Origin of the sequence: Haloferula chungangensis, assembly GCF_042664875.1 — a bacterium.
Taxonomy (GTDB): Bacteria; Verrucomicrobiota; Verrucomicrobiia; order Verrucomicrobiales; family Akkermansiaceae; genus Haloferula; species Haloferula chungangensis.
This window is the reverse complement of sequence record NZ_JBHTBS010000015.1, coordinates 42,747-61,653: the sequence shown is the minus strand read 5'-3', so window position 1 is coordinate 61,653 and position 18,907 is coordinate 42,747. Positions and strand designations below refer to the sequence as shown.

Below are 18,907 nucleotides of genomic sequence, written 5' to 3'. Positions count from 1 at the left end.
ATGATCAGCGTGGAGGCAGCTCCAGTTCGTCCGGCATGGGAGGAAGTTCAAGTTCGTTCTCGAGGGGTGGAAGAACTCCGAGGTTCGGATCAAAGTCGCTTTCCAGGAACATCGGGTCGTAGGATTGCTGGGGCTCGACCTTTGAGCGGGAGGCGAGGTGGCGCGGCCAGGCCTGGCTATCGAGAAGCTCGTTCTTGTAGACCAGCTCGACGATCTGTCCGTAGTACTCGGGATGCCCAAAAAGATGCTCTTGGCCGGGTTCTGGTGGTGGGAGGATGTAGGTGACGCGCAGGATCTCTTCGCCGCCAAGCCAGTCGATTTCACCGCTGGCCCATTCGAAGTTGGTGACGCAGTTGGGGCCGGCCGGTTGGGGATCCTTGTTGCGGATTTTGTCGAAGAACTCGACTTTCACAAAGAAGTCGTCGGCCGATGGGTTCGAGTCGGGAGCGGCGCTGACGGGCACGGTGAGCACAACGCGCTCGCCGTCCTCAAAGGCGTCGTCCTTGAAAATGCGGACACGTCCGAGGGAGAGTTTTCCGCGCATGTCCACTGGCCGGGCGATGCCATCACGGAGCTTGCGGGCGGCCAGCGGGTAGAGCGCGCCGGCCTTGGTGGTGCCGAGCTCGAAAACCGCTTGATAGGCTTCCGCCGCTTTCTCGGCGAGGGCGGTGTCGTAGGCGGCCATGGTTTCATACACGAGCCCGAGCTCGTAAAGGGTGTTCGGCTCCTGAGAATCGATGGAGCGGGCTTCCTCAAGTTTGATGATCGCGCGGCCCATGTCTTCGGCCACGCGGGCTTCCCGGCCTTCAAGCACGAGCTGTTCCACTTTCGCATCAGCGATCGCCGGGGCGTCGAGCGGACGGGCTGGGGGAAGCGGGGTCTCGACCGGTGTGGGCGGCAGCGGTGGGAGCGCGACGACCGGGCTGGCTTCCTTCTTGGGCTCTGGCTTGGCGGCGACCGTGACGATTTTCGTGACGATCTCCGTTTCAACCCGGACCTCGCGGGCATTTTCCACCCGCACGGCGAGCGCGACCCCTGCGGTGATGATCTGAATGAATGCGATCAGCCCCATCACCCAGCAAGCCAGGCGGAAGGTGAGGGTGGAGTCGTGTTTGGTCTTGGTCTGCCCCATGGCCGAAACGCTAGGGGGCGTGGCCCCATGCTAGCAAGGCGGGACTTCGCGGCGAGGGAGCCGTTCGAGGCTAAGATCCGCGGGTTACGACTTGGACTTTTCTGATGCTAGGCTACAGGTGCCGCCGTGAATCGCCCGGCGCTCCGGCAGTCTCAAAGCCTCCAAGCCCTCACTCCTGTCGAGGTGGCGGGGGGTTTGCGCCATCTGCCGGGGATGGTTTTCTTCGATACGGCGGGGAATGTGCCGTCGACCTATGGCAACCCGGTTTCGATCATCGCGGCGCAGCCTAGAGCGCTGATCAAAGGCTCGATTCATCATGAGGAGGATCGAGAGAAGCTCCGCGAAGTGCTGGAAAGAAATGCCGATGAACCCATGGCGGATCGCGGGTTTCCGAGTGGCGGACTCTGTGGCTGGGTCGATTACGAAGGCGAATTCGTCTTCGGGGACTATCCCGAAATGCTGGTGCACACCCACGACGGTGGATGGTATGAAGTGGGCGGGCTTTCAAAGCAGATCCGCGAGGTGACGGAGGCGGATGAATTTGAGATGGGTGAGGTGCGGGCGGATTGGTCGCGTGAAAGGTTCGTGGCAGCGGTCGAGCGGATTCGCGAGTGGATCGCGGCAGGCGACATCTATCAGGTGAACCTGTCGCAACGCTTTGAGGCGGAAGTACGAGGTTCATCGTTGTTCGGACTCTATCAGGAACTGCGCGATGCCTCGCCTTCGCCGATGGCCGCGTGGCTTTCGCTCGATGGGCGTGAAGTGCTTTCCTCATCCCCGGAGACATTTCTGAGGATTTCGGGAAGCGGCATCGAGACGCGTCCGATCAAGGGAACGCGGCCCCGTTTCCCGGATGCGACGTCGGACCGACGATCGGCCTACGAGCTTCAAACCTCACCCAAGGAGATTGCCGAACTGGTGATGATCACGGATTTGCTGCGCAATGATCTCGGTCAGGTCTGCGAGTTCGGCAGCGTGGCGGTGGATGAAATGCTGCAGCTCGAAACGCTGGAGCAGGTGCATCACCTGGTATCGACCGTCAGTGGTCGTCTGCGCGATGACTGCGGGCCGCTGGATGCGCTGGCGGCGTGTTATCCAGGCGGAAGCATTACGGGTGCACCGAAGAAGCGGGCGATGGAGATCATTGCCGAGCTCGAGGATCGGCCGCGCGGGCTCTACTGCGGAGCGATCGGCTACTTGGGTTACAACGGCGAGAGTCAGTTCAACATTGCGATCCGGACGATGGTGAGGGACGGCGGAACCTTATCTTTCCACGCCGGTGCCGGGATCGTTGCGGACTCGGATCCGGAGACCGAGTATGAGGAAACGCTGCACAAGGCGGCAGGGATCCGAATGGCGTTGGGGGCCAATTTCCAGTGATCAATTTTCCAATGCCAAAATGGAAAAATTGCAGTGAAGTCGCTCAAAGATCGGCTGTTTCAGAGCTCTCATCGAGAATCTCTGCTTGATCCTTCAGCTCCAGGGCGAGCTGGTGAAGCGCTTCGCGGCGCTGGGCTGTTAGGGCGAGCTCGCGGACTTGATCGGCGACGTCTTCGAAGGCGGCGGTGTGCTCGGCTTCGATCGCTTCGGGCCAGATGAGATGGAGGGCCTGTTCGTAGTAGAAGACCGGACTGACTTCCTTTTCGCGCAGCGAGAAAAGCATGGTCTCGAAGGTGTTGAGCACCCGCTCATGCTCGATCCAGCCGAGGTCGATATTGCCGTCGTTCTTCTGCGTGTGCGTCTTGGCCAGTTCGGCGAAGTCGGCACCCTCGAGCACCTGCTCGCGAAGGGCGAGGAGCTTGCTGAAGTCCTCGGCAGGATTCGATTCATCCGGGAAAATGACGATGTGGAGAACCTTGGCGCGGGCGGGCCGACGGAATTCCGCGGCGTGGTCTCGATGCCAGTGTCGAAGGTCGTCCTCGGTCAGTTCCGGGAGCTTGGTCCAGATGGATTCGACGAAGCGATCCATGCGGAGTTTGGCGACGAGCTCGGCGCGGAGTTGATCACGCTGGGCTTCTAACAGGTCCCAGGAGGCGCCGTTTTCGCGCCACTCGCGCAGCGTCTGCTCGAAGTGCTCGCGGATCTCGTCCTTGTCGGGAAGCGGGGTGCTTTTCTCGGCTTCCTGGGCGAGCAGGATGCCGTCGATGACTTCGTCCTTGGCCAGCGCACGGAATTCCTCGTCGCGCTCGCAGCAGGAAACCTCGCTACTCGCTTCGGCGCCGGCTTTGATCCGCATGAATGCTTCGTCAATCAATGAAGGATCGACGATTTCCCCATTCACACTGATCACGGCGTCTAACGGAAGCGTGGGTCGCGGATGGATTTGCCGAAGAGCGTCACGCTCTTGCCTTCGATCGAGGCGCGGAACTCGGCCATCTGCTGTTCGGTCAATTCGCCACTGAGAATGCCGAGGTTTTCTTCAATCCGAAGCTTTTCCTCTGCGGCGATCCGATCCGCCAGCTTGATAGGGTCACTGGTGACCGAGGGATCCGAGAAGATGTCCCGGTAGCGGTTGAAGGAGGCATTGCCATTGGCAAGCCCGGTGCCGTTGTCGGTCAGCAGATCCCAGGTGTCCGGCTCCGACGCGTAGGCCACCCGGTTCTTTTCGCGGAAATTGTTGAGGAGGTTTTCGCGCTGGGTGCTGCTGAGGTCGACGACGCTCATCACCTTGGCGAGGTCCTGCATGGCGCTGGTTTCGATCTGGTTCTCGGTGGTCCGTGTCTTGAATGCGGCGAGTCGATCCTTTTGTTCGTCGTTGAGCAGGGCGAGCAGGGCGTCTTCGAAGTCGAGCTTGCCGTCGGCGGCTTCCGTCAGAAGTCCGTCGGGTGAAGCGTTGGTGGCTCCTTTGTGTTTTGAAAGCAGGCTGGCGATGGCTTCCAATTGGTCGATATCAAGCCCCAGGGCCTCTGCGAAACGGGCGAGTCGTGCCTTTTCCTTCTTTCCCGTGAGCTGATGGTAGGCCTGTTCACGTCGCACGCTGACCGGATCGACGATTCCCGATGGGCTGGAAGCGAGGCTGATGGGGTCCCTGGGGCTGGTTCGGCCGGGAGCCACCAATTCGGCGTTCTTCGGGCGTTCGCGCGGAGGTGGCTCCGAGTTCGCGAGTTGATGGGCGGAGCCGTCCCCGCCGGGTTTGAGGATCCAGCCCATGGCAAAGCCAGCGAGGGCCGTGCCGGCGGCGATCAGGGAAGAGGTTTTCATAGGAATATGTGGTGTAAGCGCCGCAGTCGGCCGAATTTGTTGGCTCAGGCCGAGCGAATGTCACGGATCGCCGCCGCCATGTCGGGGGCCTTGAAGGTGGACGAGCCTGCGACCATGACATTGGCACCGGCATCGTAGCAGCGCGAGGCGGTTTTTGCATCAATTCCCCCATCGACTTCAATGTGAAAACCAAGGCCGGCCTTTTCGCGCCAAGCGGCGGCGGCTTCGATCTTAGGCAAGACCTCCGGCATGAAGGCCTGACCGCCAAATCCGGGGACCACCGTCATGCAGAGCAAGAGGTCGATCTGATCGAGGAAGGGCTTGATGTCCTCGATCGGCGTGGCGGGATTGAGCGCGAGGCCGGCAAGGCGGCCGGCCTTGCGGATGCGCTCGAGAGTTTCGGCAACGTCGTGCTCGGCTTCGACGTGGACGGTGATCAGATCGCTGCCCGCCGCGAGAAAGCGGTCGAGGTAGTGGTCCGGTCGCGAGATCATGAGATGGGTATCGAGGAAAATGTCGTTGGTTTCATGGACCGCCTGAATCACGGCCGGGCCGAAGGAGATGTTGTCGACGAAGTGGCCATCCATCACATCCATGTGGAGCCAGTCGGCCCCCGCATTGATGGCACGGGAGGTTTCTTCACGGATCTTGGAAAAATCAGCGGCGAGCAGGGATGGGGCAATGACGCGGTCGTTGTGGGTCGGCGGGATCACGCAGGGAAGATGAACGTCGCGGCGTGAAGATCAAACCCGTAATGCGGGGTGGGAAAGGTCCGCTCGATGAAGCTCTCAGGCACCCTTTCCCGAATCTTTTTCACTCCTGAGACCCTCATAAAAACCCCTTGGGAGCTCGCGAGCCCAAACCCATTGAAACATCGCGTCGGCCTCCCTCGTTATTAGCCATGTCCCAAGGCCTAAAAGTTACGCTATCAGGCATGACATTTCACTTTACCACGCTTCGATCTCCCTCCGTCGCCCTCCTGTCCTTCATTCCGATTTTCCTCGCATCATGCTCTCCGCAGTACTGGAGTCAGGATGCCGACAAGGATGTTTACACGCTCCTGCATAACAATGAGGTGAGCTTGTTTGGCGAAGCCGTTGAGTTCGATATCAGCACGCCGCATTCGGCCGATGATCCAGAGGAGCTTCGAGCCGTCGAAATTCTCGCGGAGCGCCGCAGCAAGGAGACCCATAAGATCGATCTCGATGAGGCCATCACGATGGCAGTGGAAAATGGGCGGGACTATCAAACCGAAAAGGAGAATCTCTATCTGGTCGGACTTGATCTCACCCGAGCGCGCCATGATTTCAGCCCCCAGTTCGATGCTTCGAGCGGTGCGGGTTTGGACAATACCTGGGTCGACGGAGAGCATACCCAAAATCAGACAAGCATTCCGACCCGACTTGGTTTCGATCAGCTCATGCGGAGCGGCGGTTTTCTTGCCCTTGATCTGGCCCACAACATTTTCAAGTTCTATCTTGGCGGTGGAGCGGCACCGCCGACGACCTTTCTTGTCGCCAAACTCAATCAGCCCTTGTTGCGTGGCCGCGGTAAGGTCGCGACGGAATCCCTGACGCAGCGGAAACGCAACGTCGCCTACGCCATCCGGTCCTTTTCCCGCTATCAGAAGCGCCATGCGCTCGATATCACCAGCGACTACTACCGCATTCTTCAGGAAAAGGACCGCGTGCAGAACGAGTATTTCAATTACCGCAACCTGATTGCCTTCACCGAGCGGGCGACCGAGCTTGCCGAAGACCGATTGCCGCGCTTCCAGGTCGACCAGGCGCGCCAGGATGAACTCCGCGCGCGCAATCGCTACATTCTGGCCGTCGATTCCTATCGGCGCCTGGTCGATCAGTTCAAACTCACTCTCGGCATGCCGGTGGGCGGTGAGCTTTTCCTCGATGATCAGGTCCTCACCGCGCTTTCCCGCACCGGGCTCACATCGGTGCCACTCGATGAGTCATCAGCCATCGATATCGCCATCGAAAATCGCCTCGATCTGCTCAACCAGGTCGATCAGTTCGAAGATGCCCAACGCAAGTTGGTGGTGGCGGCGGATGCCTTCAAACCCGGCCTCGACCTATTTGCGGACCTCTCCATGGATAGCTATGGCGGTCATGATTACTCGAACTTTGATCCCGAAGTCTATCGGACCCGCCTGGGAGTCGACCTCGATCTTCCTGTCGATAATCTCGACGCACGCAACAGCTACCGGCGCAGCGAAATCAGCTTCGAGCGGCAGCTTCGCGAACTTGCGCTGGCGCTCGATGAAATTCAGTTCGAAGTCCGCTCGGGAATCCGCGGGCTGGAGCTGGCCCGGCAGAGTTACGACATCCAGGTCAATGCCCTACGGCTTGCCAATCAACGCGTCGATGCCGTGAATCTGCTTCTCGAAACCGACCGTGCCGAGACTCGCGATCTGTTGGAAGCACGCAACGCGCAGTTGAGCGCGCGCAATGCCCTCACCTCGGCTCTGATCAGTTACCATCTCACCCGCCTCGAGTTGCTTTTCGATCTGGGGATTTTCGATCCGACATTGTCGCAGTTCTGGGTCCGCAATCCTGAGATTCCTCAATCAAGCCGAAATAATTCCACGACGGACCTCGTATCTCCTGCATCACCCGCCGAAGGAGCTCCCCTCATCACTCCGGAAGAACTTTTCCAAGAGTCCTCGCTCTGAGTCACCCCATGAATATTTCATTGATCAAAAACTATGCAATGCGCCGGAAAGTCCTGATCCCGGCGGCTGCGATGGTGATGGCCTGGGGGACATGGGCGGCGGTTTCCGGAGGAGGAAAGTCCGGCGCCGAGCAGGTGGAGGCCTATTATAAGGCCGAACAAGGATCCTTCACCATCGCCTTGCCGACGGGCGGTTCGCTGGAAGCGGTGAACGAGGTCAAGATCCGCAACAAGGTTCCCGGACGCACCCGCATCATCTCGATGGTTCAGGAGGGCAGCGTCGTCGCCAAAGGAGATCTGCTCATCGAGCTTGATTCCAACGATATCGAAAACCAGCTTTCGCAATCCGAGATCGCCTATCAACAGAGCCTCGCTCAGGTCGCTGAACTCGAAGAGCGCTACGATAGTCTCGAAAGTGAAAACGTGATCAAACTTCGCGACGCCAAGCTCGCTTTGGAATTCGCAAAAAACGATCTCAAGAAATACAACGAAGGCCAGTTTCCCCAACTGAAGAAGAAGGCGGATTCGGCGATCAACCTCGCCAGTGAAGAACTTCGCCGTGCGCAGGACCGCCTCGATGGCACCCGCCGACTTGAGGAGAAAGGCTACGTCACGCCGTCCGAGCTTGTGGTGGATGAACTCGCCGTCAAACGCCGCGAAATCGAGCTCCAGAGTGCCGAAGAAGAACGTCGCTTGCTAATCACCTTCGATGCTCCGCGCAACGTGCGCCTGCTCGAGTCCAACGTGGGAAATGCCGAGGTCCGTCTCGAACGCACCACCCGCCAGAATGAGACTCAGCTTGAGAAGCTCAAGATGCAGCTCGCATCGGCACGGGAAACGCTGAGCCTGCGTGAGCGGAAACTCGCCGACCTTCGCGACGCCGAGAAGTTCACCAAAATCTACGCGCCTGAATCCGGACTCGTGATCTACGAAAATCTGCCTTCATGGCGCGGCGGGCCCATTGAGGAAGGTTCCGAAGTTCGCGAACGTCAGGAACTGCTCTCGCTTCCCGATGTTTCGCAAATGAAAGTCCGGGTGAACATTTACGAGAACCAGATCAGCCTGGTGAAGCCGGGCATGCAAGCCACTGTCAGCCTCGACGCCTTGCCTGATCAGGTCTTCTCCGGCGAGGTCACAGCAATCGCTTCGATGCCCGAACCGGCTCGCGATGGCAACCCGAACTACCGGGTCTACAAGGCGGAGGTCCTCGTCACCGATAAGATGCCTGAGATCAAACCCGGCGTCACCGCCAAGGTCGACATCCTCGTTGCCGAGCTCGACGATGTGATCAAAGTGCCGCTTCAGTCAGTCGTCGGTCTCGATGACCGACAGTACTGCTTCATCGAAAAGAATGGCGAAGCCGAAGCCGTGGAGGTTGAAATCGGTCTCTTCGATAGCGACTTCGTCGAAATCAGGAACGGCCTGACAGCCGGCGACCTGGTATCGCTGGTTCCACCTTCGTCGCGTGACTTCCTATCAAAAGAGAAGGATGGCGAATCGGGTGATGGTGACGTGATCACCGACGACCAGCTGCTTTCATCCCGCAACTAACCCCAGACCTTGGCGTGAGCGAGGAACCGGTCATTCGCATTCGCGATCTGCGGAAAGTCTACCGACTCGGCGACGACTCCGACGTCGCGGCCCTGGCGGGAGTCGATCTCGACGTGATGCCCGGCGAGCACCTCGCCATCATGGGCTCCTCAGGTTCAGGGAAATCCACCTTGCTCAATCTTCTCGGCTGTCTCGATCATCCGACCTCCGGCACTTATCATCTCGGCGGTGATGATGTTTCGCTGCTCGATGATGATGCTCTCTCGCTGGTCCGCGGCAAGCGTCTGGGATTCATCTTCCAGTCGTATCATCTGATCCAGCAGCTGACGGTTCTGGAAAACATCCAAATGCCCCTGTTCTATCAACAGAACGAAGGACCTGAAGCCCTCGCACGGTGCAAGGAGTTGGCCGAACTCGTGGGCCTCGGCTCGCGTCTCGATCATCGGCCGAAGCAGCTCTCCGGCGGTCAGCAGCAACGCGTCGCCATCGCTCGATCGCTGGTCAATGATCCGCTGTTGATCCTCGCCGACGAACCCACCGGCAATCTCGATTCAGCCACCGAAGAGGATGTACTGGCACTGATCGACAAGCTCAACGACGAGGGACGCACGATTGTCATGGTCACGCATGATGAACACGTCGCCGATCGCGCCGATCGCGTCATTCACATGAAGGACGGCCGCATCAAGCACGTCACCCACAACAAGACCGCCGGAGTCTAACCGATCGTGTTTCTTCGATTCCGCCGCACTTTTGCCCTCGGGGTGAAAAACCTTTTTTTGCACAAGGTTCGCTCTCTGCTGACGATGCTCGGCATTGTTTTCGGTGTCGGATCGGTGATCGCGATGCTTGCGGTGGGGGAGGGAGCATCGCAGAAGGCAAGCCAGTCGATTGCTCGCCTGGGGAGCAGCAACGTCATCCTCCAGAGTTCTGAGCCACCAGTTGAGTTGGTGAGCGAACAACAGAACGAGCAGAATCGCGTGCCCTTGTGGCGCAAGACCTACGGGCTGGACGACGCTGACCTTCAGCGGATCAATGCGACCATTCCCTATGTCAATCTGGTCCATCCCGAGGCGGAGATGAGCGAGGAAGTCACCAGTCCATCGGCGCAGGTGCGCGCCATTCTTCAGGCCACCACCGAGAATGCTCCCGAGATCCGCAATCTGCAAGCGGTCCGAGGTCGCTTTTTCACCTCACTGGAGAACTCGCGCGGAGCGCCGGTCTGCGTGCTATCGCCTGCACTCCAGCGCAAGCTGTTTCCCTTCGGCAGTGCCCTGGGAAAAACGGTGCGCATTCAAGCCGACTTCTACACCGTTCTGGGCATCTTCAGTCCGGGCTTTGCCACGGAGGAGAATGAGGAAGAGAAGGAAGGTGCCAATGCCCGCGAGGACATTCTCTATCTCCCCATCAACACCGCCAAAACCCGGATCACCAGTTTCGCCTACAGTCGGACGGCCTATGATACCTTGGTGGTGAGGACGGAGGGGACCAGCAAGGTGCCGGCCGTCGGCGCGGCGATCGAGGCACTGATGCAGAGCACCCATAAGGAGAAGGATTACCGCATCACCGTGCCGCTGGAGTTGCTTGCTCAGGCGCGCGAAACGCAAAAGCTCTTCAACATCATCCTCGGCTCCATTGCCGGCATTTCACTGCTCGTCGGCGGCATCGGCATCATGAATATCATGCTTGCCACCGTCACCGAGCGCACCCGCGAAATCGGGGTCCGTCGCGCCCTCGGCGCGCGCCGCAATGACATCGTCGTCCAGTTCCTCGTGGAGACGATCGTGATTTCCCTAACAGGTGGAATGATCGGAATTCTGTTAGGGGTCTCGATCCCGCTGCTGATCTCGATCCTCACCAGCGTGCCGACGGTGGTCACTCCGACTTCGGTCATCTTGTCGCTTGTGATCTCGCTACTCATCGGCGTGGTGTTCGGGCTCTACCCCGCGCGCCGCGCCGCCAGCCTCAATCCGATTGAGGCCTTGCGGCAGTGAGAAGTGAGAAGTGAGAAGTGAGAAGTGAGCAGTGAGGAGTGAGGAGTGAGGAGTGAGGAGTGAGGAGTGAGGAGTGAGGAGTGAGGAGTGAGGAGTGAGGAGTGAGGAGTGAGGAGTGAGGAGTGAGGAGTGAGGAGTGAGCAGTGAGTAGTGAGCAGTGAGCAGTGAGCGCAGTCATAATATGGATGACGCTCCTGCGGTTAGGCTGCACGTTTGGAGGGGGTCAGGGGAGTTCCCAGGTTTGAGTGGTGGGGCGGTAGTCGAGGTCGCTGAGACTCTTTCGAAGAAAAGGAACGAGAACAGGCGGGGCGCTGGGGATGAGTTTGGCAAGTTGTTGGCGTTCCCACTTCTTTCCGCGGGCGGCTTGTTCGGCGAGGTGGCGGAGGGCCGAGCGGTCGCCGAGTTCGGCGGCCCAGGAGGCGTAGAGCCAACCTTCTCTGCGGTAGTTTGACTCGCCGTATTTGCGGGATCGCCAGCCGTCGGCGACGAATGCGGGCCAGTCGAAGTCTGGTGAGTCGCGGAGGATGGGAGCAAGCTTTTCGATGCCTTTGGGGAGGCGGATGGCGAGCTTGGCAAGAGATTCGCTGAGCTTGGGATCTGCTTGTTCTACGAGAAGGCGAAGCGATACGGCGTCGAGGTCGAGGCCTTGTTCTGCCCGGAGGCTCAGGACCGGGATGGCGTCGGAGGTCCAGTTTTTCTCGATGAAGAGTCCGGTGAGGCGAGGGTCGAGAGCGAGGCGTTCGAGAAGGATCGCTTTGTCCTTTTCTGAGACGTGCGCTTTCAGAAAGGGGTGGACCAGGACGTGCCATGTGCGGTCGTGCCATGGGTGGTAGTCGAGAATGGGTTGAAGGGCGGCGGGCGGAAGTTGATCGGCCGTGATGAGGGGCTCCACGAGGTACCTAGGATGTCCGACGAGGCTGTCGATGAGTTGGCGGATGGCGAGCTCGAAGTCTTCGTGATCCGTGGTGGGAATGACCAGAGGTGGCGCCGGTGATGCGGGGTCAGCAGCGAGTTGGTCGAGTGGAGCGGGGAATTCAGGGGCCTCCGGGTCTTCGACAAAGAAGAGGAGGTGGCTGGGTTTGAAGGATGAAGGGATCACGTTCCTGTTTTCAGGAAGGCAGGCGGGGGAAAAGAAGAGGGCCTTCAGGGTGAGGCCGCGAATCGGCAGGTAGGAGCTGCCGGCGCTGTAGTCGTAGTGCATGTGATTGAGGCAAGTGGCAGCCATGCCATTGTTGTAGAGAAGGATCGGGTTCTCGATCTTCCGAAGGGCGGAGAAGGTCGCGCTGTCGGGGCTTTCGAAGAAGACGTTGATCTCGGTATGTTGGCCTTTGGCAGAAGCGCTGATTTTGGCGAGGCGCATGCCGGGGAGGCTGGATTGCGGGGAGCCATCGAGCGGCACGGAGAGGAACAGCCTGGCTCGCGGGACCATCACGGGACTGGGTTCGTTCCATTCGCCGATGAATTCAGTGACCTTCGGAAGTTGCGCCTGGATGCTGGCCGAAAGTCTTCCGGGTGGGTCGCCGGAGCCACCACTGCCGCCACGGTTGCCGTAGGCGTTCTTTGGGAGCACGACGAGAGTGATCGGTACGAGGACGATGACGAGACAGGACCAGGCAGCGATGCGTGCTTTGCCTTCAAGGGGGCGGAGGAGCAGGAAGGCGAAGAGTTTGATCGAGACGGCGAAGGCGAGCCAGGCGAAGGCGGCCTTGAGAAATCCGCCGCGAAGGAGGCCGGACCATTGTTCCGGAGTGAGTTGATAGCGTGTTTGGAGGAGCAAGCCGTGGAGGGCGAGGGGCAGGCAGGTGATCAGGGCGAGAAGAATGAGCTGAGCGGCAAGAAGATGGAGGGCGTGGACGGGGCGGGCTTGCCAGCCGGCATGGGTTTTAAAGCCGTCGTCAGCGAGCAGGATGCGTAAGGTGAGCCAGAACAGCCCGAGGGTTTCGAGCATGGCGAAGGTGCCGATCCAGCGGGCTTCGAGTGGTGTCGATGGAGCGGTGCTGAAGACGAGGACGATGGCGAGGAAGCCGGTGATTTCCCAGCGGTAGCGAATCCAAAGGGTGTGGAGGGCGTGGCGGATCGGGTTCATGGCGAATGGCAAATGGGGACTGATGGCAACGGGGCTCACTCGGAAGTCGAGGGGGCGTGCCATTTTTGAGTCAGGGAATCGTAAGTGAAATCCTCGCGGGACTTGCCGGAGAGGAAGGCGATCCAGGCTTCCGTGGTTTCCGGAATGGCGGGTTCGGGTTGGACGAGGTTCGCGAGGGGTCGGATCATGCCAAAACGGAAACGCTCGCGGGGCAGTAGCCGCCAGAGTTCTAACAGCTTTTCGAGGGCTTCTGGATTGCCGTGGCGAACGCCTGGCCGGAAGGCATCGAAGACCCTGAAGTAGTCGTCGTGGCGACCGTCGGCGAGCACCTGAATGGGGTTCAGGTCATGGCTCATCCTTGCGATGCTTTCATCAAGCGCCGGGGTAATGCCGGGGAGCTTGCGGACGGTGTCGTAGATGGCCCATGAGTTCGAGGTCTCCAGGGCTTGGAGTAAGTGCGGGTAGGTCTTGGGGTCTTCAAGAGTAGCGATGGCTTCGACGAGAGCTTGGAGGCGATACCAGGTGTTTCCGTAGCCCGGTGATGATGATAATGAGGACTCCAGTTGCTGGATGAGGATGTCGATGGCTTCCCTGGTCCAAGCCCGATGAACCAGCGTCGGAGCGAACTGATACACATTGCTTGGGTTTTCCTGGAGGGTCTTGAGGACGAGATCGCGCTGGGCGTCCGGGGTGCCGAATTCGATGGAGTCGGCGCAAGTGTCCCGCCGAGCGTGGAGAGTGAGGAGTTCGCTGAAACGGGGTGCGTATTCGGCGAGATCGCGGCCAGATAGGCCGGGGCCGCTTCCGTCGGAGTTGAGTTCCAGGGTTGCGCTGACGGTGCGGATGTAGCGGGCGACTTCTGCTTCTGTCGCCTGTTCGGGATCAGGCCGGAATGGTCGGTGGTTCTGGAGATAGGCAGCGAGCCCGAGGTGGTAGTTCCGGAAGCGGAGCCAGTCGTTGTCTGTGGCGATATGCCAGCTGTCGCCGGGAACGACGGTGAGCGTGCGTTTGATGTTGGCCAGCGAGACAGGGCGAAAGATGAGCAGGCGCAGTCCGCTGCGATCAAGTTTCAGGTTTCGGTCGTCGTTGTTCGGGGCAAGGACGCGGCGGATCAAGGTGGCGCCACCGGGGATGAGGACGGACTGCCTGAGTTCCACGGAGAGTCCGAGGCAGCGATCGTCGCCAGGGGAATAGAGGAAGATGCGGAAGCCGTCGGTCTCAGCGGTGGGCGTCTGGAGTTGAGCGGGGTCCTTGGAAGCGCCCAGCATCGGGCGCTGGATGGCGAGCTCGATGAGGATTCGAGAATCGCTGCGAATCTGACGAAAGGAGAAAGTGTAGGCTCCGCTACGCTGGCTGACTGGATTTTCGGTGAGCGGGGAATCGACGATTCTATCATAACGGAACAAATTGCCTTTCAGCGGGATGAGGAATTCCTCCTTTGCTGTTAGCTCACTACTAGGTATCTCGTAGGTGACGACATGTTCGCGGCGAGAGTATCCTGGCGGCAATGGATGCAGCGGGGCGGGAAGATAGGGGGCGATTGCGGCACGATCGCCAGGCGAGTTGATGGCTGGAAAAATGTGCTGCATCGATTTTTCTCCGCTGGAAGGGACGGAGTCGTCGTTCCATACGATCGAGGTGCCGGGCGGGAGGGCTCCCGTGGTGGTGGTTGGAATGATGAGTTTGACGACGCCATTGTTTCCGTAGGGGCCCTGATCCTCGATTTCCAGCGAGGATTGCTGGTAGTCGGGTGCGATTTCCTGGAGGGCGCTTGAGGCGACTTCATCAGGAGCGGGTATCAGCGCTCGGACCGGGACGGAGCGGGTGACCACGGCGGCGATAAGGATGGAGAAGATGCCGGTGGCGACGGCACGTGGTTGGCCTGGGCTGGCTCGCAGGAGTCTGGGGAAAAGCAGCATCGCCAGCAGCGCCAGTGTGCATTGCGCCCAGAGTTGGGGGCCTTTTCCGACAGCCCAGGAATCACTGAAGAAGATCGAGAGGCCGTGACCGAGGTTGGTCTGCTTGACGATCACTGACAGCCCCGTGAGTGCGGCGACTCCTGCGAGCCAGGTCCAGCCGGTGGAGCAGAGTCGACCGAAGAGGGCGGAGACGGAATGGAGAAAGACAAGGGAAGTCGTCGTTCCCAAGCCTGCGGCGAGAATCGTGGCGAGAGGAAAGCGGTGGATCAGTAGCACGGCGCACCCGCTGAGCAGCAGCGGCAGAACGATGAAGGCCATGAGGGCGAGGAGTTTGGCGCTCGCTTGAGTCAGCGGACGGATCGGTGTCGCTCCCTGCCAACGGATGCCCGCCATGCCGATTGTGGCAGAGAGAGCGAGGGCGGCGAAGCTGAGCGCGATGTTGAAGATGGGCGGGATGGAATTGCGGGGCCCGATCGCGGAGTCTGGCAAGGAGCCGTTCCAGCCGCTTCGAGTCCACCATGGAGCGGTGAAGCTGCCAGGTGAGTGGAGCAGCCAAGGCAATGCCGAAAGGAGGATCAGGATCCACAGGCCGAGGATCGGCCAACGGAGACGCTGCCAGTCGGTTTTGAGGAGATGGAGGATCATGAAGGGAAGAGTTGTTAGGCGCCGGCGTCGAACTTGCCGGCGGTGGTGCGGGTGGTGAAGAGCTCTCGGAGGTTGAGCGGGTGGATGTCGGGTGAGGGACATCCGGGGAAAAGGCGGCCGATATTTTCCGCGAAGCGGGTGGGATCATGGCGGACGTCGGTGAAGCGCAGGACGCGACCGGAGGTCTCGGGGGCGAGCCACTCGGCGGGGAGCTTGGGGAGTTCGCCGAAGGATTCGGGGAGCAGGATTTCGACGCGGCGATGGCGGGCGAGCAGGCTGTCGGTCGACTCGTCAAGATGGACGTGGCCGTGGTTGAGGAAGACGAGGTGGTCGGCGAGGCGTGCGGTTTCCTCAAGGTCGTGGGAAGAGAGGACGACGGTGAAGCCTTCACTGCCGGCCAGCTCTAACAGACCGTGGATGAACTCGTCGCGCACCAGCGGGTCGAGGCCGGAGAAAGGTTCATCGAGGATCAGCAGTTCGGGTCGGTAGGCGAGGGCGGCGATGAGGGCGGTCTTCATGCGCTGGCCACGCGAGAGCTGCTTGAGTTTGCGCTCGCCGGGGAGGGCGAACTGTTTGCGCAGGGAGGCTTCGAGTTCGGGGTCCCAGGTCGGGTAGAGCGGGCGGCACCAGGCGAGGAACTGGTCGATGCTCATCCACAAGGGCAGCTCCATGCCTTCGGCGACGTAGCCGATGCGTTTGAGCTGGTCGGGGCCGAGTTTGCGGGAGTCGGTGCCGAGCGTAAGGGCCTTGCCGACGGAGGGCTTGAGCAGGTTGAGCGCGATCTTCAGGGCAGTCGATTTGCCGGCACCGTTCGGTCCAAGCAAGGCGGTGATCGAGCCGGTCGGGACCCGGAAGGAGGCGAGCTGGAGCGCGAAGTTTCGCTGGAAGCGTCGGGTGACCTGATGGAATTCGAGGGCGGAGTTCATGGCAGATTGCGGCGTAGGGCTTCGAGGATTTCGTCGGCGCTAAGGCCGAGCAGGGAGGCTTGGCGGATGAGATCGCGGCAGGCGGGGTCGAGCTGGGATAGGAGTTGGTCGCGGGAGGAACCGGCGGGTTTGACGACCACCATGCCGGCACCGGGTCGCGAGGCGAGGAAGCCGGCGTCGCGCAGTTCGAGGACGGCCTTGTGGGCGGTGGTGGGGGAAATCTTCAGCTCCTGGGCAAGGACGCGGACGGAGGGGAACTTTTCTCCCGCCACCAGCTCCCCGGTCAACACCGCACGTTGAACCGCTTTGACAAGCTGGTCCGAAACGGGAAGTCCATCGAGAAGCTGGAAGCGGAAGGGAAGCATCGGATGAAGCCGGCTGAGTAGCCGTGTGAACTGTAACAGTATGAATGATACAGTGTGGCGAGTTTGGCAAGCGCGAAGTTTTTCATCAGCGATGTCAGGGGGATGGCTTTTGCCGCTTGGCAGGCTTCCCCGCTGTCTCTCAGGCTAGCGGGGTGGACGAGATGATCGAATTTGGCGGCGATGTGCACTTTATGAGGCAGGCGCTGCGTCAGGCTCAGTTGGCCTATGCGGCGGAAGAGGTGCCCATTGGCTGTGTGATCGTGAAGGATCAGAAGGTGATCGGCCGTGCGTGGAACCAGGTGGAGACGCTCAAGGACGCGACGGCGCACGCGGAGATGCTGGCGCTGACGGCCGCGCAGAGTGCGCTCGGCGACTGGCGGCTGGAAGGCTGCACGCTATACGTGACCAAGGAGCCATGTCCGATGTGCGCTGGGGCAATCGTCCACTGCCGGCCCGACCGAGTCGTCTTCGGGTGTCCGGATGGGAAAGGGGGCGCAGCGGGCGGATGGATCAATCTGCTGGAATCCAATCCGCCCTTAAACCACCGCTGCGATGTGGTTCCGGGGGTGATGGAGGGAGAATGCTTGTCCCTCCTTCAAAGTTTTTTCCGGGAGGCGAGGGCGAAGAAAAAGGAAGCCCGCCGCGAATTAGCGTCGGCGGCGAAGGAAGCCGAGGAGGCCGAGCGCGGCGAGGAGGGCTGAGCCGGGCTCCGGCACGGCGGCACCTGGAGAGGCAATGTCACCTCCCGATGTGCTGGCGAATGCGCCATTCACGCCGGAGCTGCTGACGCCGAGAAAATTTCCTGAAGTGTCCCACTGGAACGACGAGCCATCGGTCGAGCTGCCGAAGACCGCTGAGGCCACGAGGTTGGCCGGTCCGACGTTTGGATTGCTGTCCCAGATCTCGATTTGATCGCCGCCACCGCCGAGTCCGGAGAAAGCATCGTCGCCACTGAAGTCTTCGGAAGAGTATGCGGTCACGCCGCCGCCCCAGGCCGCGATCCAATCCGCGAGATCGGCGTTGTCTTCATCGACGATGACGATGGACTGACCGACGGCGATGGAGATGTCGGGGAAAACGGCGCCATCGGCGCCGGTGGGGCCATTGTCGTCCCAGTAGTAACCCGCCAGGTTGATGGCGGAAGGTCCGGTATTGGTGATCTCAAACCAGTCTCCGGAGAAGTTCGAGCTGGGCATGGCTTCGGTGATGACCAAGGCAGCTTGTGAGCTGCTGATCGCGAAGAGAGCGACGGTAGCGCTGAGGGCGAGGTAGCGGTTAGACATGAGGTCCATGAAATCGTGTCTCGATCCGGGTCGAGTCACTGAATTTGTTACGCTTCCGACACAAAATGTCGGATCGGAAGATGGGCAATGATCGGCATTCCATGATACAGGCGTGCGTGCTCTGGCGGATATGTTTGGGAATTCTGGTGCTGGCGATTTGCAGCTGCCGGACCATCGGTTTTTATGGCCAGGCGATTTCGGGGCAAGTCGAGGTGATGGCCAAAAGGCAGCCGATTGCGGAAGTGGTCTCGGGGACGAACGACGAGGCGCTCAAGGAGCGAATGGCGCTGACCCAGCGGCTGCTGCGCTTCGCCGAAATGGAGCTCAAGATGCCCTCCGGTGGTAGCTATGAACTCTACGCGGATCTGGGGCGGGAGCATCTGGTCTGGGTGGTGTATGCCGCGCCGGAGCTCTCCATGGAACCGAAGGATTGGTGGTATCCGGTGGTCGGGCGTCAGGATTATCGCGGGTATTTCCGCGAGGATCATGCGCGGGATGAGGCTTTGCGGCTTGAGCAGCGAGGCTACGAAACGTGGGTGGGAGAGGTGGATGCATTTTCGACCCTCGGCTGGTTCCGAGATCCGGTGCTGAACACCTTTGCGGGATACGAGGAAGTGGATTTTGCGGAGCTGATTTTCCACGAACTGGTCCATCGGAAGTACTACGTTCGTGGTAATACTCCCTTCAATGAAGGAATGGCGGAAGCGGTGGCGAGGGAGGGGGTGCGGCGTTGGTTCCGGCAGACGGGAAGGCCGGAGCTTGTAAGAAAGTATGAGGACCGACTTAAGCGGATCGGCCAGGCGGGGGAGGAGATCGGCGCTGCCGCGGAGCGGCTGAGAGCGGTGTTTGAAGGGGACTATTCCGCCGAGGTGAAGCGAGAGAGAAAGCAGCAGGAGTTGCGGAGCTTGAAGCAGGGCCTGAGCCGCTTGCGGGGGGAATGGGGAGGTGGGTTGAAGTCATGGATTGAGGATCCGGTGAACAACGCGCGACTGAATTCGTTCATCACCTACGAAGCGGAAGTTCCGCGCTTTGTCGCTTTGCTTGAGGAGTGCGATGGGGATTTTGAGGAGTTTTGGAACCGGGTGCGGACGATGGAGCACTAGTTCGGCGGGATTTTGCC

General features: G+C 60.2%; 16 protein-coding genes. 7 read left to right on the top strand and 9 right to left on the bottom strand.

All coding sequences use genetic code 11. The features are described from left to right. Window positions 1–4: 4 nt before the first annotated feature. The gene (locus ACFQY0_RS19350) at window positions 5–1,132 is read right to left on the bottom strand and encodes a hypothetical protein (protein WP_379716023.1); all 1,128 of its coding nucleotides are present in this window, start codon (window positions 1,130–1,132) and stop codon (window positions 5–7) included. Between the two features lie 126 nt (window positions 1,133–1,258). On the opposite strand from ACFQY0_RS19350, the gene pabB reads away from it, so the two are divergent. Beyond that, window positions 1,259–2,512: an aminodeoxychorismate synthase component I gene (pabB, locus tag ACFQY0_RS19345; protein WP_379716020.1), complete on the top strand. Its 1,254-nt coding sequence runs from the start codon at window positions 1,259–1,261 to the stop codon at window positions 2,510–2,512. A gap of 43 nt (window positions 2,513–2,555) precedes the next feature. Here the strand turns inward: pabB and ACFQY0_RS19340 are convergent, their stop codons facing one another. From ACFQY0_RS19340 to rpe, 3 genes are read right to left on the bottom strand one after another with little or no spacing between them, the layout of a single operon-like run. Beyond that, the gene (locus tag ACFQY0_RS19340) at window positions 2,556–3,368 is read right to left on the bottom strand and encodes a peptidylprolyl isomerase (protein ID WP_379716017.1); all 813 of its coding nucleotides are present in this window, start codon (window positions 3,366–3,368) and stop codon (window positions 2,556–2,558) included. A 59-nt stretch (window positions 3,369–3,427) separates the two neighbouring features. Then, window positions 3,428–4,333, bottom strand: coding sequence for a hypothetical protein (locus ACFQY0_RS19335; RefSeq protein WP_379716014.1), 906 nt, complete (start codon window positions 4,331–4,333; stop codon window positions 3,428–3,430). Window positions 4,334–4,377: 44 nt separating this feature from the next. Further along, entirely contained in the window at window positions 4,378–5,046 is a 669-nt protein-coding gene (gene rpe, locus ACFQY0_RS19330) for a ribulose-phosphate 3-epimerase (protein WP_379716011.1), read from the bottom strand. A 221-nt stretch (window positions 5,047–5,267) separates the two neighbouring features. On the opposite strand from rpe, the gene ACFQY0_RS19325 reads away from it, so the two are divergent. The 4 genes from ACFQY0_RS19325 to ACFQY0_RS19310 are packed head-to-tail and all read left to right on the top strand — an operon-like array spanning window position 5,268 to window position 10,563. Then, window positions 5,268–7,019 (top strand): TolC family protein, encoded by a 1,752-nt coding sequence (locus ACFQY0_RS19325; RefSeq protein WP_379716008.1) that lies wholly within the window; start codon window positions 5,268–5,270, stop codon window positions 7,017–7,019. Window positions 7,020–7,027: 8 nt separating this feature from the next. Next, complete coding sequence (locus tag ACFQY0_RS19320; protein ID WP_379716005.1) at window positions 7,028–8,569, top strand: efflux RND transporter periplasmic adaptor subunit; 1,542 nt, start codon at window positions 7,028–7,030, stop codon at window positions 8,567–8,569. Between the two features lie 14 nt (window positions 8,570–8,583). Continuing rightward, window positions 8,584–9,291 carry an ABC transporter ATP-binding protein gene (locus ACFQY0_RS19315; RefSeq protein ID WP_379716002.1) on the top strand — a complete coding sequence of 236 codons (708 nt, stop codon included), beginning with the start codon at window positions 8,584–8,586 and terminating at the stop codon, window positions 9,289–9,291. A 42-nt stretch (window positions 9,292–9,333) separates the two neighbouring features. Further along, entirely contained in the window at window positions 9,334–10,563 is a 1,230-nt protein-coding gene (locus tag ACFQY0_RS19310; protein ID WP_379715999.1) for an ABC transporter permease, read from the top strand. 223 nt (window positions 10,564–10,786) lie between these two features. On the opposite strand, the gene ACFQY0_RS19305 is transcribed toward ACFQY0_RS19310, so the two are convergent. Genes ACFQY0_RS19305 through ACFQY0_RS19290 form a run of 4 tightly spaced genes read right to left on the bottom strand, consistent with a single transcriptional unit; the run spans window position 10,787 to window position 16,504 of the window. Beyond that, window positions 10,787–12,649: a hypothetical protein gene (locus tag ACFQY0_RS19305; RefSeq protein ID WP_379715996.1), complete on the bottom strand. Its 1,863-nt coding sequence runs from the start codon at window positions 12,647–12,649 to the stop codon at window positions 10,787–10,789. 35 nt (window positions 12,650–12,684) lie between these two features. After that, window positions 12,685–15,213, bottom strand: coding sequence for a hypothetical protein (locus ACFQY0_RS19300; RefSeq protein ID WP_379715993.1), 2,529 nt, complete (start codon window positions 15,211–15,213; stop codon window positions 12,685–12,687). Between the two features lie 14 nt (window positions 15,214–15,227). Further along, entirely contained in the window at window positions 15,228–16,139 is a 912-nt protein-coding gene (locus ACFQY0_RS19295) for an ABC transporter ATP-binding protein (protein ID WP_379715990.1), read from the bottom strand. Continuing rightward, window positions 16,136–16,504, bottom strand: coding sequence for a GntR family transcriptional regulator (locus tag ACFQY0_RS19290; RefSeq protein ID WP_379715987.1), 369 nt, complete (start codon window positions 16,502–16,504; stop codon window positions 16,136–16,138). The genes ACFQY0_RS19295 and ACFQY0_RS19290 overlap by 4 nt, the downstream gene beginning before the upstream one ends. Before the next feature lie 161 nt (window positions 16,505–16,665). Between ACFQY0_RS19290 and tadA the strand changes: the two genes are divergently transcribed. Continuing rightward, a complete protein-coding gene (gene tadA, locus ACFQY0_RS19285) occupies window positions 16,666–17,205 on the top strand; it encodes a tRNA adenosine(34) deaminase TadA (protein WP_379716084.1) in 540 nt (179 codons plus the stop codon). On the opposite strand, the gene ACFQY0_RS19280 is transcribed toward tadA, so the two are convergent. Further along, window positions 17,152–17,787 carry a lamin tail domain-containing protein gene (locus ACFQY0_RS19280; RefSeq protein ID WP_379715984.1) on the bottom strand — a complete coding sequence of 212 codons (636 nt, stop codon included), beginning with the start codon at window positions 17,785–17,787 and terminating at the stop codon, window positions 17,152–17,154. The two genes, tadA and ACFQY0_RS19280, sit on opposite strands and share 54 nt — an antisense overlap. A gap of 101 nt (window positions 17,788–17,888) precedes the next feature. Between ACFQY0_RS19280 and ACFQY0_RS19275 the strand changes: the two genes are divergently transcribed. Further along, window positions 17,889–18,890 carry an aminopeptidase gene (locus ACFQY0_RS19275; protein WP_379715981.1) on the top strand — a complete coding sequence of 334 codons (1,002 nt, stop codon included), beginning with the start codon at window positions 17,889–17,891 and terminating at the stop codon, window positions 18,888–18,890. The last annotated feature ends 17 nt before the right edge of the window (window positions 18,891–18,907 follow it).

Bases quoted from the DNA above. Each gene is read 5' to 3' on its own strand.
- ACFQY0_RS19275 (WP_379715981.1), top strand. From the start codon at position 17,889: ATGATACAGGCGTGCGTGCTCTGGCGGATATGTTTGGGAATTCTGGTG.
- ACFQY0_RS19350 (WP_379716023.1), bottom strand. From the start codon at position 1,132: ATGGGGCAGACCAAGACCAAACACGACTCCACCCTCACCTTCCGCCTG.
- ACFQY0_RS19340 (WP_379716017.1), bottom strand. From the start codon at position 3,368: ATGCGGATCAAAGCCGGCGCCGAAGCGAGTAGCGAGGTTTCCTGCTGC.
- ACFQY0_RS19300 (WP_379715993.1), bottom strand. From the start codon at position 15,213: ATGATCCTCCATCTCCTCAAAACCGACTGGCAGCGTCTCCGTTGGCCG.
- ACFQY0_RS19295 (WP_379715990.1), bottom strand. From the start codon at position 16,139: ATGAACTCCGCCCTCGAATTCCATCAGGTCACCCGACGCTTCCAGCGA.
- ACFQY0_RS19305 (WP_379715996.1), bottom strand. From the start codon at position 12,649: ATGAACCCGATCCGCCACGCCCTCCACACCCTTTGGATTCGCTACCGC.
- ACFQY0_RS19320 (WP_379716005.1), top strand. From the start codon at position 7,028: ATGAATATTTCATTGATCAAAAACTATGCAATGCGCCGGAAAGTCCTG.
- ACFQY0_RS19290 (WP_379715987.1), bottom strand. From the start codon at position 16,504: ATGCTTCCCTTCCGCTTCCAGCTTCTCGATGGACTTCCCGTTTCGGAC.
- ACFQY0_RS19335 (WP_379716014.1), bottom strand. From the start codon at position 4,333: ATGAAAACCTCTTCCCTGATCGCCGCCGGCACGGCCCTCGCTGGCTTT.
- ACFQY0_RS19280 (WP_379715984.1), bottom strand. From the start codon at position 17,787: ATGTCTAACCGCTACCTCGCCCTCAGCGCTACCGTCGCTCTCTTCGCG.
- ACFQY0_RS19325 (WP_379716008.1), top strand. From the start codon at position 5,268: ATGACATTTCACTTTACCACGCTTCGATCTCCCTCCGTCGCCCTCCTG.
- tadA (WP_379716084.1), top strand. From the start codon at position 16,666: ATGATCGAATTTGGCGGCGATGTGCACTTTATGAGGCAGGCGCTGCGT.